The organism is Kineococcus sp. GCM10028916, from assembly GCF_042674865.1.
Lineage (GTDB): Bacteria > Actinomycetota > Actinomycetes > Actinomycetales > Kineococcaceae > Kineococcus.
Genome location: NZ_JBHTFM010000015.1, coordinates 33,337 through 45,666, shown reverse-complemented (window position 1 = coordinate 45,666; position 12,330 = coordinate 33,337). Strand labels below are relative to the sequence as shown.

General features: G+C 74.5%; 10 protein-coding genes and 1 tRNA gene. 3 read left to right on the top strand and 8 right to left on the bottom strand.

Annotation, left to right across the window (positions count from 1 at the left end; translation table 11 throughout):
* Positions 1–40: 40 nt before the first annotated feature.
* The 5 genes from thrB to argS all read right to left on the bottom strand — a co-directional run bounded on the left by thrB (position 41) and on the right by argS (position 6,595).
* A complete protein-coding gene (thrB, locus tag ACFQ46_RS13440; RefSeq protein WP_380259999.1) occupies positions 41–979 on the bottom strand; it encodes a homoserine kinase in 939 nt (312 codons plus the stop codon).
* 62 nt (positions 980–1,041) lie between these two features.
* Positions 1,042–2,133 (bottom strand): threonine synthase, encoded by a 1,092-nt coding sequence (gene thrC, locus ACFQ46_RS13435; RefSeq protein ID WP_380259927.1) that lies wholly within the window; start codon positions 2,131–2,133, stop codon positions 1,042–1,044.
* Complete coding sequence (locus ACFQ46_RS13430; RefSeq protein WP_328292258.1) at positions 2,133–3,440, bottom strand: homoserine dehydrogenase; 1,308 nt, start codon at positions 3,438–3,440, stop codon at positions 2,133–2,135. The genes thrC and ACFQ46_RS13430 overlap by 1 nt, the downstream gene beginning before the upstream one ends.
* A gap of 84 nt (positions 3,441–3,524) precedes the next feature.
* The gene (gene lysA / locus ACFQ46_RS13425) at positions 3,525–4,916 is read right to left on the bottom strand and encodes a diaminopimelate decarboxylase (RefSeq protein ID WP_380259926.1); all 1,392 of its coding nucleotides are present in this window, start codon (positions 4,914–4,916) and stop codon (positions 3,525–3,527) included.
* Between the two features lie 14 nt (positions 4,917–4,930).
* Positions 4,931–6,595: an arginine--tRNA ligase gene (argS, locus tag ACFQ46_RS13420; RefSeq protein WP_380259925.1), complete on the bottom strand. Its 1,665-nt coding sequence runs from the start codon at positions 6,593–6,595 to the stop codon at positions 4,931–4,933.
* 117 nt (positions 6,596–6,712) lie between these two features.
* Here argS and ACFQ46_RS13415 point away from each other — a divergent pair.
* Together ACFQ46_RS13415 and ACFQ46_RS13410 are read left to right on the top strand one after the other, a co-directional pair.
* Positions 6,713–6,784 (top strand) — tRNA-Arg (locus ACFQ46_RS13415).
* A 132-nt stretch (positions 6,785–6,916) separates the two neighbouring features.
* Entirely contained in the window at positions 6,917–7,606 is a 690-nt protein-coding gene (locus ACFQ46_RS13410; RefSeq protein ID WP_380259924.1) for a SprT family zinc-dependent metalloprotease, read from the top strand.
* A 10-nt stretch (positions 7,607–7,616) separates the two neighbouring features.
* On the opposite strand, the gene ACFQ46_RS13405 is transcribed toward ACFQ46_RS13410, so the two are convergent.
* Together ACFQ46_RS13405 and ACFQ46_RS13400 are read right to left on the bottom strand one after the other, a co-directional pair.
* Positions 7,617–8,108, bottom strand: a complete 492-nt coding sequence (locus tag ACFQ46_RS13405; protein WP_380259923.1) for a glutathione peroxidase — start codon at positions 8,106–8,108, stop codon at positions 7,617–7,619.
* A 37-nt stretch (positions 8,109–8,145) separates the two neighbouring features.
* Positions 8,146–9,198 carry an FAD-dependent oxidoreductase gene (locus ACFQ46_RS13400; protein WP_380259922.1) on the bottom strand — a complete coding sequence of 351 codons (1,053 nt, stop codon included), beginning with the start codon at positions 9,196–9,198 and terminating at the stop codon, positions 8,146–8,148.
* Positions 9,199–9,324: 126 nt separating this feature from the next.
* On the opposite strand from ACFQ46_RS13400, the gene ACFQ46_RS13395 reads away from it, so the two are divergent.
* Positions 9,325–9,834, top strand: a complete 510-nt coding sequence (locus ACFQ46_RS13395; RefSeq protein ID WP_380259921.1) for a phosphoribosyltransferase — start codon at positions 9,325–9,327, stop codon at positions 9,832–9,834.
* On the opposite strand, the gene hrpB is transcribed toward ACFQ46_RS13395, so the two are convergent.
* A complete protein-coding gene (hrpB, locus tag ACFQ46_RS13390) occupies positions 9,826–12,327 on the bottom strand; it encodes an ATP-dependent helicase HrpB (protein WP_380259920.1) in 2,502 nt (833 codons plus the stop codon). The genes ACFQ46_RS13395 and hrpB overlap by 9 nt on opposite strands.
* Positions 12,328–12,330: the final 3 nt, after the last annotated feature.

Sequence of the window (12,330 nt, the reverse complement as noted above, 5' to 3'; positions counted from 1 at the left end):
AACCGAGCCGACGTCTGTACCCGTTGTCCCGCAGCGCGTCTCAGTCCACGCGCCACTGCACGCCGCGCTGGTGCACGGGGCGGTCGTGCACGTCCCAGCCTCCCCGCGACGCCGCGATGCGCTCGACGTCGGCCACCCGGTCGGCTGTCGTCAACGTCAACGCGCTGGGCCCGGCCCCGGAGACGACACCCGCCAGTCCCTCGGCGCGCAGGGCGGCGAGGAGCTCAGCGGTGCGCGGCATCGCGGGTGCGCGCTGCGCCTGGTGCAGGCGTTCCTCGGTCGCGTCGAAGAGCAGCGACGGGTCCGAGGTCAGGGCGTGCACCAGCAGCCCCGCACGACCCGCGGTCAGCGCGGCGTCGGCGTGCGGCACCGTGGCGGGCAGCAGCGCCCGGGCCCGCGACGTCGCGAGCTCCTCGGCGGGCACGCAGACCACGGCCCGCACGTCGGGGTGCACGGGCAGGCGGACCGAGGAGACGGCGTCCGGGTGCGTCGGGTCCTCGCCCCGCGTCCAGGCGATGGTGAACCCGCCGTGCACGGCGGGGGCGGCGTTGTCGGGGTGCCCCTCGCGGCGCGTCGACTCGGTCAGCAACCGCTGCCGGGTCTGGACGTCGCTCTCCTGCACGACCCCGGCGGCGCGCAGCAGGGCGCGGGCCGCGGCAAGGCCGGCGACGATCGCCGAGGCCGACGAGCCCAGACCCCGGCCGTGCGGGATCACGTTGCGGCAGAACAGGTCCAGCCCGGGAGCGGAGAAGCCGGCGGCGGCCAGCTCCTCGAGCAGGACCCGCGCCACCAGGTGCCGGCCGTCGGTGGGCAAGGCCTCGGCGCCCTGGCCCTCGACGCGCACCCGGACCCCGGGGGCCCCCACCTCGGCGCGCACCTCGTCGCACAGGTCCAGAGCCAGGCCGAACGCGTCGAACCCGGGGCCCAGGTTCGCGCTGGTGGCCGGGACCTCGACGAGGACGGCCGTGCCCACGGGCAACGGGGTGAGCGCACGCGTCCGGGTGGGGACGGACGCCCGTGGGGAGGTCGACACCCGCGCGCTCAGACGTCCAGGCCCATGGCCCGGGCGATGGTGACGGCGTCCGGCTGCACCCGGACCGGCTGCACGGCGTGCCGCTTGCCGTCGGCACCCTCGCCGGCGAGCTCGAGGGCCCACTGGGGGTCCTTCAGGCCGTGCCCGGTGACGGTGATCACGATGGTCTGGTCCGGTTCGACCTCGCCGGCCTCGATCGCGGCGAGCAGGCCGGCGACACCGGCGGCGGACGCCGGCTCGACGAACACGCCTTCGCGAGCCGAGAGCCAGCGGTGCGCGGCGAGGATCTGGTCGTCGGTGACGGCGCCGATGCGCCCGCCGGAGCTGTCGCGGGCGGTGGTCGCCCCTGTCCAGGACGCGGGGTGACCGATGCGGATCGCGGTCGCGATCGTCTCGGGCTCGTCGACGGGGTGACCGTTGACGATCGGCGCGGCGCCGGCGGCCTGGAAGCCCCACATCTTCGGGGTCTTCGTCGCGATGCCGTCGGCGGCGTACTCGGTGTAGCCCTTCCAGTACGCCGTGATGTTGCCTGCGTTGCCGACGGGCAGCACGTGGATGTCCGGGGCGTCACCCAGGACGTCGACGACCTCGAAGGCGCCGGTCTTCTGCCCCTCGATGCGGTACGGGTTGACCGAGTTCACCAGCTCGACGGGGTAGGCCTCGGCGAGCTTGCGGGCCTGGGTCAGGCACTCGTCGAAGTTGCCGTCCACCTGCAGCAGGGTCGCTCCGTGGGCCACGGCCTGCGAGAGCTTGCCGAGGGCGATCTTGCCGTCCGGCACGAGCACGGCGCAGCGGATGCCCGCGGCGACGGCGTAGGCCGCCGCCGAGGCGGAGGTGTTGCCGGTGGAGGCGCAGACGACGACCTCGGCCCCGAGCTCCTTGGCCCGGGTCATGGCCATCGTCATGCCGCGGTCCTTGAAGGAACCTGTCGGGTTGCAGCCCTCGACCTTGAGGTAGACCCGGCCCTTGGCCTTCTCCGACAGCACCAACGCTGGCACGAGCGGTGTGCCGCCCTCGCCGAGGGTGACCACCGGGGTCGAGTCGGTCACCGGCAACCGGTCCCGGTACTCCTCGATGAGTCCCCGCCACACGTGCGCCATCAGGCGTCCCCTCCTTCGACCCGCAGCACGCCGGCCACGGAGTCCACGATGTCCAGCTGCTCGAGCTCGTCGACGGTCGTCGACAGGGCGGCGTCGGGTGCGCTGTGCGTCACCACGACCAGGACGGCACGACCGCCGTCCTCGGTGGGCACCTGGCGCTGCTGCACGGCCTCGATGGAGACGTCGTGCTTGGCGAAGACGCCGGCCACCTGGGCCAGGACGCCCGGCTTGTCGGCCACGTCGAGGCGCACGTGGTAACGCGTCACGGTCTCGGACATCGGCTGGACGGGGAGCTGGGCGTAGGCCGACTCCCCCGGCCCGCGACCCCCGACGACCTTGTGCCGCGCCACGGCGACGACGTCGCCCATGACCGCGCTGGCGGTGGGCTGACCACCCGCGCCGGGGCCGTAGAACATCAGCTGACCGGCGGACTCGGCCTCGACGTAGACGGCGTTGAACGCGCCGCGCACGCCGGCGAGCTGGTGCCCGCGCGGCAGCATCGCCGGGTGCACGCGCACCGAGACGGCCTCGTTGCCCTCGGCGTCGACGCCGCGTTCGCAGATGGCCAGCAGCTTCACGACGCAGCCCTGGAGCTGGGCGGCCCGCACGTCGGCGGCGCTGACCTCGGTGATCCCCTCGCGGTGGACGTCGTCGAGGCTGACGCGGGTGTGGAAGGCCAGCGAGGCCAGGATGGCGGCCTTGGCGGCGGCGTCGAAGCCCTCGACGTCGGCGGTCGGGTCGGCCTCGGCGTAACCCAGGGCCTGCGCCTGCTCGACGGCCTCGGCGAAGCCCATGCCGGTGGTGTCCATCTGGTCCAGGACGTAGTTCGTCGTCCCGTTGACGATGCCGAGCACGCGGGTCACGCGGTCACCCGCGAGCGACTCCTTCATCGGGCGCAGCAGCGGGATCGCCCCCGCGACGGAGGCCTCGTAGTAAAGGTCGACGCCGTTCTTCGCCGCCGCCTCGTACAGCGTGGGGCCGTCGGCGGCGAGCAGCGCCTTGTTGGCCGTGACGACCGAGGCGCCGTGCTCCATCGCGCGCAGGATGAGCCCGCGGGCGGGTTCGATCCCGCCGATGACCTCGATGACCACGTCGGCGCGGGTGACGAGCTCCTCCGCGTCGGTCGTGAACAACGAGGGGTCGATCGGGAGACCGCGGTCGCGGCCGAGGCGGCGCACCGCGATCCCCACGAGCTCCAGCGGTGCACCGACGCGCGACGCGAGTTCGGCGGACTGCGTGCTCAGCAGTCGCGCGACCTCGGTGCCCACGACACCGCACCCGAGCAGCGCGACCTTCACCGGCTCCACCGCAGCAGTCCCCTCAGTTCGTCCAGCACGTTCCGGCCCCACCCTCTCACCTGCGCCGGACCGGGCGGTCCGGGCGACCGCCGCTCACCCGGCATCGAGCGCGAGCAGGTCCTCGGGCGTCTCGCGGCGCACCAGGACCTTCGCGGCCCCGTCGCGCACGGCCACGACGGCCGGGCGGGGCACCTGGTTGTAGTTGCTCGCCATGCTCCGGCAGTAGGCCCCGGTGCCGGGGACCGCGAGCAGGTCGCCCGCCGTGGTGTCCTCGGGGAGGAACTCGTCCCGCACGACGACGTCGCCGCTCTCGCAGTGCTTCCCGACGACGCGTGACAGCACGCCCGTGGCGGTGGAGGCGCGCGAGGCGACGGTCGCGGAGTAGTCCGCGTCGTAGAGCGCGGTGCGGATGTTGTCGCTCATGCCGCCGTCGACGGAGACGTAGCGACGACGGGTGCCGCCCTCGAGCTCGACCTCCTTGGTCGTGCCGACCTCGTAGAGGGTGAACGTGCTCGGCGCCGCGATCGCGCGACCGGGTTCGACCGAGACGCGCGGGACGGCGATGCCCTGCACGAGGCACTCACGGGCGACGATCTCGGCGAGGCGGCCGGCGATCTCCACCGGCTGCAGCGGTTTGTCCTCGGAGGTGTAGGCCACCCCGTAGCCGCCACCGAGGTCGATCTCGGGCAGCTCCACCCCGTGGTCGCGTTCGACCTTCTGGTGCAGTTCGAGCAGTCGACGGGCCGAGACCTCGAACCCGCCCATGTCGAAGATCTGCGAGCCGATGTGGCTGTGCAGGCCCAGCAGGTGCAGCTCCGGACGGGCCAGGATCTTCGCGACCGCGGCCTCGGCCCGGCCCGAGGCCAGCGACAACCCGAACTTCTGGTCCTCGTGGGCGGTCGCGATGTAGGAGTGCGTGTGCGCCTCCACCCCGACGGTGATGCGCAGCATGACGGGCGCGACGACACCGCGCTCGCGGGCCATCTCGGCCACGAGGTCGATCTCCGCGAGGGAGTCCAGGACGATGCGCCCCACGCCGGCCTGGAGGGCGGCGGAGATCTCGGCGCGCGACTTGTTGTTGCCGTGCAACGCGATCCGGCCGGGCAGGATCCCGCCCCGGAGGCCGAGGTCCAGCTCTCCGGCGGAGGCGGCGTCGAGGTGCAGCCCGTCCTCGGCGATCCAGCGGGCGATGCCCGTCGCGATGAACGCCTTCGACGCGTAGTAGACGTCGGCGCCGCCGCAGAGGTCGGCGAAGGCGTCGGCGAAGGCGTCGCGGAAGGCGACCGCCCGGGAGCGGAAGTCGAGTTCGTCGACCACGTAGAGCGGCGTCCCGTAGGTCCGGGCGAGGTCACCGACCGCGGTGCCCCCCACGTGCAGGGCCCCCGCCTCGTCGCGACCGACGGTGCGCGCCCACAGCTGCGGGAGCAGTTCGTTGACGTCCGCGGGCGGCGTGAGCCAGGCCGGGACGACGGCGATGTTCGCCACTCAGATCCTCTCCATCACATGCGGTCCGGCGCCGAGACACCGAGCAGGGTCAGGCCGTTGGCCAGCACCTGCCGGGTGGCGTCGTTGAGCCACAACCGCGTCCGGTGGACGTCGGTGACCTCTTCGTCGGCGCGCGGGGTCACCCGGCACGCGTCGTAGAACTTGTGGAACCGCCCGGCGAGCTCCTCGAGGTAGCGCGCCACGCGGTGCGGTTCGCGCAGCTCCCCCGCCCGGGCCACCACGGCGGGGAACTCCGCGAGGGCGGCCAGCAGCAGCGACTCGGTCTCGTCGGTCAGCAGCGAGGGCTCGAAGGCGTCCTCGCGGCGCACCCCGGCGGTGGCCGCGTTGACCGCGACGTTGGCCGTGCGGGCGTGGGCGTACTGGACGTAGAAGACCGGGTTGTCGTTGCTGCGCCTCGTCAGGACGTCGAGGTCGATGTCGATGCTGGAGTCCACGCTGGAACGCACCAGCGAGTAGCGCGCGGCGTCGACGCCGACGACCTCCACGAGGTCCTCCATCGTCACCACGGTCCCCGCCCGCTTGCTCATCCGCAGCGGGACGCCGTCCTTGACGAGGTTCACCATCTGGCCGATGAGGATCTCGAGGTTGACGCCCGGGGTGTCCCCGAACGCGGCGCACATCGCCATCATCCGGTTGACGTAGCCGTGGTGGTCGGCCCCGAGCATGATCACGCAGCGGTCGAACCCGCGCTCGCGCTTGTCGAGGTAGTAGGCGAGGTCCCCGGAGATGTAGGCCGGGTTGCCGTCGCTCTTGAGGACGACGCGGTCCTTGTCGTCGCCGAAGTCGCTGGTGCGCAACCAGGTCGCACCGTCGGACTCGTAGATGCGGCCCAGGTCGCGCAGCTTCTGCACGGCGCGGTCGACGGCCCCGGAGGCGTGCAGGGAGTCCTCGTGGAAGTACACGTCGAACTCGACGCCGAACTCGGCGAGGCTCGCCCGGATCTCGGCGAACATGAGCTCCACGCCCTCGCGGCGGAAGGTCTCCTGCTGCTCCTCGCGCGGGAGGTCCATCGTCCCCGGCACCTTCGCCACCACCGCGGCGGCGATATCGGAGATGTAGCCGCCGCCGTAGCCGTCCTCGGGAGCGGGTTCGCCGTTGGCGCGGGCCAGCAGCGAGCGGGCGAAGCGGTCGATCTGGGCGCCGTGGTCGTTGAAGTAGTACTCGCGGGTGACGGTCGCGCCGCCGGCCTCGAGGACGCGGGCCAGGGAGTCGCCGACGGCGGCCCAGCGGGTCCCGCCGAGGTGGATGGGGCCCGTCGGGTTCGCGGAGACGAACTCGAGGTTGATCCGCTCCCCGCTCGGGGTGGCGGCACGGCCGAAGGCCGCACCGGCGGTCACGACGCCGCGGGCCAGTTCCCCGGCGGCCGCGGCGTCGAGGGTGATGTTGAGGAAGCCCGGACCGGCGATCTCGACGGCCTTGACGCCCTCGACGGTGAGCAGTCGCTGCTGGACCAGCGTGGCGACGTCGCGCGGGGGCACGCCGGCCTTCTTGGCCAGCTGCAGGGCGACGCTGGTCGCCCAGTCCCCGTGGTCGCGGTTCTTCGGACGCTCCACGCGGACCTCGGCCGGCACGTCGGCGGGGTCGAGGGACAGCTCTCCGGCGGTCACGGCCGCGGTCAGGGCGTCCCTCAGGGCAGCTGAGAGCTCGGCGGGAGTCACGGGGGTCAAGCCTACCGGCGTGTGGCGTCCCCCCGGTCCGCCCCGTTCGGCGCAGGGGGTCCGGGGCGTGGTCGGAGCGGGCCCGGAGGCGCTGGTAGTGTTCGCAGGGCACCGCGGGCCCCCGTAGCTCAGCGGATAGAGCATCGCCCTCCGGAGGCGTGTGCGCAGGTTCGAGTCCTGCCGGGGGCACAGCAGCAGAGGACCTCGCACTGACGTGCGGGGTCCTCTTCGTCGTTCTGATGCGTCGTTCCAGCCGCCGAGCCGGTCGTGTCGGAGCTCCGTGCTCGGATGCCTCCCCGGGTCGAGGGAGAGGATGCGCGGGTGGACGTGGAGGACGCGGTGGTGGTGGCGCGGGGGCTGCTCGCCGAACACGGACTGACCGGCTGGAGCGTCGTGCTGGACCGCGCGAAGACGCGGGCAGGGGTGTGCCGGGCGGACCGGCGCGAGATCGGGCTGAGCGCGCCGCTGACCGCGCTGCACTCGCCCGAGGAGGTCCGGGACACGATCCTGCACGAGATCGCGCACGCCCTGGTGGGTCCGCGCCACGGTCACGACGCGGTGTGGCGGGCGACGGCCCGACGCATCGGCTGCTCGGCCCGGCGACTGTCCTCCGCGCCCCGGCCCGACGGCCCCTGGTCGGGGACCTGCCCCGCAGGGCACGTCGTGACCCGTCACCAGCGGCCGAGCCGGGTGGTGGCGTGCGGGAGGTGCGCGGGGGGTTTCGACCCGGCCAACGTGCTGCGCTGGAGCCACCGCGGCCGCGAGGTCCCGCTGACGGAGATGACGCCCGGCTACCGGCAGGAGTGGAGCCGCCTGCAGGCCGGTCCGTCGTCTCCCGTTGCGCCGCAGCACCTGTCCGTGGGCACCGTGGTGCAGGTCGGCGGCGCCGGGAGGTTCGCCGGAGCCACCGGCCGCATCGTGAAGCTCGGTCGGACCCGGTACCACGTGCAGGTCGGAGGCCGCGTGCTCACCGTCCCGTTCCCGCTGGCGCAGCCGGTGCGGGGACGGTGAGGGAAGGAGGTCAGGCGGGGAGCTGGGCCTCGACGGCGGAGCGCAGGGCGGCGTCCTCGGGCGTGGTCCGCGAGCGGAACCGACCGACGACCTCACCCGCGGGCGAGACGAGGAACTTCTCGAAGTTCCAGGCCACGTCGCCGGCGGCGCCCTCGGCGTCGGGGACGTCCACCAGCGCGGTGTAGAGCGGGTGGCGCTCGGCGCCGTTGACCTCGACCTTGCCGGTCATCGGGAAGGTGGTCCCCCAGGTCGCGGAGCAGTACTCCGCGATCTCCTCCTCCGACCCGGGCTCCTGGCCCTTGAACTGGTTGCAGGGCACTCCGAGCACGGTGAACCCGCGGTCGCCGTACTCCTTCTGGAGGTTCTCCAGCCCCTCGTACTGCGGGGTGAAACCACAGCGGGAGGCGACGTTCACGACGAGCACGGCCTTGCCGGCGAACTGGGCGGTGTCGAGCGCGCCACCGGTGAGCGAGGTGAGGGGGGTGTCGAAGGGCGAGGTCATGGCCGGAACGTACCCCGCGGTCGGCGACCGCCGGTCCTCACCGGCCGGCGAGGACCTCGCGGACGGCCTCACGGGCCGCCCGGCTCGCGCCGATCGTGCTGGCCGAGGGTCCGTAGCCGACGAGGTGCAGCCGCGGTTCACGGACCGCGCGCGTGCCGTCGACGAGGATGCCGCCGCCCGGTTCCCGCAGCTTCAGGGGGCGCAGGTGGTCGACCGCGGGCCGGAACCCGGTGGCCCACAGGATGACGTCGGCGGCCTGCTCGGAGCCGTCGGCCCAGCGGACCCCGTCGGGGACGACGCGGGCGAACATGGGGTGGCGCTTGAGGACGCCGCGGTCGCGCAGCGCCGCGACCTCCGGGGTGAGCAGCAACCCGGTCGCCGAGACGACCGAACCGGGCGGCTCCCCCGCCGCCACCCGCTGGGCCACGACCTCCACGGCCGCCCGACGGGCCTCGACGTCGAAGTCGTCGCGGAAGTCCGGTTCGCGCCGGGTGACCCAGGTCGTGGCGATCCCCAGACCGGAGAGGTCCTCGAGGTGCTGGACGGCGGAGATCCCGCCGCCGACGACGACGACGTGCTGCCCCAGGAAGTCCCGCGGGCCGGGGTAGTCGGCGGTGTGCAGCTGCCGGCCGCGGAAGGTCTCACGCCCGGGGGCGGTGGGCCAGAACGGTTTCGTCCAGGTACCGGTGGCGTTGATCACCGCACGGGCGGCGAAGCTGCCCGCCGTGGAGTCCACGACGAGGCGGGCCCCGGCCGGTCGCACCTCTTGCACGGCGACGGGTCGACGGACCGGCTGCCCGAGCCGGAGCTCGTACTCGGCGAAGTAGGCGGGGACGACCTCGCGGGCCGGTGCGGTCGGGTCGACGGCCCCCAGCGGGAAACCCGGCAGGTCGTGGACGCCGTTGACGCGATCCATGGTCAGGCCGGACCAGCGGTGGCGCCAGGCGCCCCCCGGTTCGTCGTCGGCGTCGAGGACGACGTAGCCGCGACCCGGGTCGAGCCCGGCCCGGTCGAGGAAGAAGGCGGCCGAGAGCCCGCCCTGCCCGGCACCGATGACGACGACGTCGACCGTCGACAGCGCGGGGCTCACCCGCCACCCACCCGGTCTCGAGTCGTCACAGTCAGTGATCGTATGCGCCGGGGCCCGTTCTGCGCTCGCCATCGGCCCGGGCAGCGGCGCCCGGGCCGGGTGAGGGGGTCGACTAGCCTTTCCCCGGTGACGTCCGACGCCTCCGCCCGCGAAGTGCTCACCTGGTCGACCTTCGGGGAGGCCGTGCGGGAACTCGCCTCCACGATCGCCGCCGACGGGGACTACCGCCCCGAGGTGATCCTCGGCATCGCCCGCGGCGGGCTGCCGCTGGCCGCCGGGCTGGCCTACGCGCTCGAGGTCAAGGAGACCGCGACCATCAACGTCGAGTTCTACACCGGCGTCGACTCCCGCCTGCCCGAACCGGTCGTGCTGGCCCCCTCCGTGGACCTGGCCGAACTGGCCGGCCGCGAGGTCCTCGTCGTCGACGACGTCGCCGACACCGGCCGGACCCTCGCCGTCGTGGTGGGGATGTGCGCCGACGCCGGGATCAGGGCCCGTTCCGTCGTCGTCTACCGCAAGCCCACCACCCGGCTGGCGCCGGAGTACTCCTGGCGCGAGACCGACCGGTGGATCGACTTCCCGTGGTCCTCGGAGGGGCCGGTCCCCGAGGTCGCGCGGCGCTCCGCATCAGCCTGAGCGGGGTTTCGTCCGCGCGGTCGGGACGGCGGTGAGCGGGTCCTCCGGCCAGGGGTGCTTGGCGTAGCGAGCCCGGTTCTCGGCCCGGACCGACGGGTAGACGTTGCGCCAGAACGACTCCAGGTCGGCGGTGACGGCCAGCGGCCGACCGGCGGGTGAGAGCAGGTGCAGCACCACGGGCACCCGGCCCTCGACCAGGCGTGGCGTGGCCGTCCACCCGAAGGCCTCCTGCAGCTTCAGGGCGAGCACCGGGGCGGCCGGGTCGGTGTAGTCGAGTCGCACCGACCGCCCGCTCGGCACGGGCAGGTCCACCGGGGCGAGCTCGTCGAGGCGGGCGGCCTGCGGCCAGGGCAGCTGCGCCCGCAGGGCTACGACGACGTCGATCCGGGCGAGGTCGCGCCGCGAGCGGACACCCGCGAGCTGGGCGCCGAGCCACTGGTCGAGGGTGGCGAGCAGGCGCTCGTCGCCGAGGTCGGGCCAGGGACCGCCCTGCGCGGCGCGGCAGCACGCCACCCGGGAGCGCAACGACGCCGCCCCCGCCCCGAAGGACAGCAGACGCAGCCCCTCCCGGCGGATCCCGGCAGCGACGGCCGCGGCCACGAGCTCGGCCGGCGGGTGCGGCAGCGGCCGGGCGGCCAGTTCCACCGCCCCGACCCCCTCGACCCGGCGGGCCACGACGTCCCCGTCGCGCCAGACGACCTCGTCACGGACCTCGACCCCCACGACGGAACGGGCGAGGTCCTCGGTCAGCGGCGCCGCCGAGCGGACGCGGGCGGCGGCCCGCCCGGGGGCGCGGTCGGCGACGGCGACCGCGAGCCACGGGGCGGCGCGCAACCCGCTGCCCGGGGCGACCTCGACCCCCGTCCCGCCCGTCGTCGCGTACGCCACACCGTCCGGGGTGCGTTGCCGGGCAACGCGTTCCGGGTGGGCGAGGGCGACGACGACCGCCGCCGCGAGGTCGCGGGGCAGACCGGCGGAACCGCCGCGCCCGGACGCCGGGGGCGTCGAGGGCACCGAGGAGCGCAACCGGGACACCTCCCGCCGCCACACCGGGTCCCCCTCCGCCGTCCGCCACGACGCGACGAGGTCGTCACCGCCGCGCAGCAGCGCGTCCTCCGAGAGCAGCGCGACGACCTCGGCCGCCGTGCGGGGCCCGACCCACCCGGCCCCGTCGAGCAGGGCCCGGGCCAGGCGCGGGTGCAGCCCGACCTCGGCCATCGCCCGGCCCGAGGGGGTGATCCGTCCGCCCGCGAGCGCCCCCAGCCGTTCCAGCGCCTCCCGGGCCGCCGCGAGCGGGCCGGCGGGCGGCGGGTCGAGCAGGGGCAGCCCGTCGGTGTCGCCCCAGCCCGCCGTGAGCAGCGCGAACCCGGTGAGGTCCGCGGTCGCGATCTCCGGTGGGGTGTGGGCGAGCAGCAGTCCGTGGTCGGCGGCGGACCAGGCGCGCAGCACCGTGCCGGGGGCCTCGCGGGCCGCGCGACCGGCCCGCTGGTCGGCCGAGGCGCGCGAGACCCGGACCGTGTCGAGACCGCCGAAGCCCCGGGCGTGGTCGATGCGCGGGACGCGGGCGAGTCCCGCGTCGACGACGGTCCGGACCCCCGGGACGGTCAGCGACGACTCGGCGACGGCGGTCGAGAGCACGACCCGACGTCGGGGACCGGGCCGCAGCGCGGCGTCCTGCTCGGCCCCGGACCGGCCGCCGCTGAGCTCGACGAGGTCGACGTCCGCGAGGGAGGCGCTGCGCTGCAACCGGTTGATCACCGCACGGATCTCCCCGGCCCCCGGCAGGAAGACCAGCACGTCACCGTCGCGTTCCAGGGCCCGCCCCACGAGCCCGCCGACGTGGTCGAGCAGCGCCGGGTCGACGCGCAGGCCCTCGGGCGGTCGCACCGGCCGCGGCGGCGGGCACCAGGACACCTCGAGCGGGTGGACGGGTGCGGTCGCGGTCACGACGGGACCGTCCAGCAGTGCGGCCAGGCGCGGCACGTCGAGGGTGGCCGAGGCGGCCAGCAGCCAGAGGTCCTCGCGGAGCAGGTCCCGGGCCTGCAGGGCGAACCCGAGCGCGAGGTCGGCGTCGAGCTGTCGTTCGTGGACCTCGTCGAGCAGGACGGTGGCGACACCGGGCAGTTCGGGGTCGTGCAGCATGCGCCGCAGCAGCAGTCCCGTGGTGACGACCTCGACGCGGGTGTTCGCGGAGACCTTGCGCTCACCGCGGACCGCGTAGCCCACGGTGGCCCCGACCGGCTCGCCCAGCAGCGAGGCCATCCGGGCCGCGGCCGCGCGGGCGGCGACCCGACGGGGTTCGGCGACGACGACCTTCCCGGTGCGCGCGTCGGCCAGCGCGAGGGGCACCAGCGTCGTCTTGCCCGTGCCGGGCGGAGCCTGCAGGACGGCGGTCCCCCGGGAGCGCAGCGCGTCGATCAGTTCGGGCAGGACCGCCGCGACGGGCAGGGCCGAGAGCAGGTGGTGGGGGATCGACGGGACGAGGGGCGGCACCCG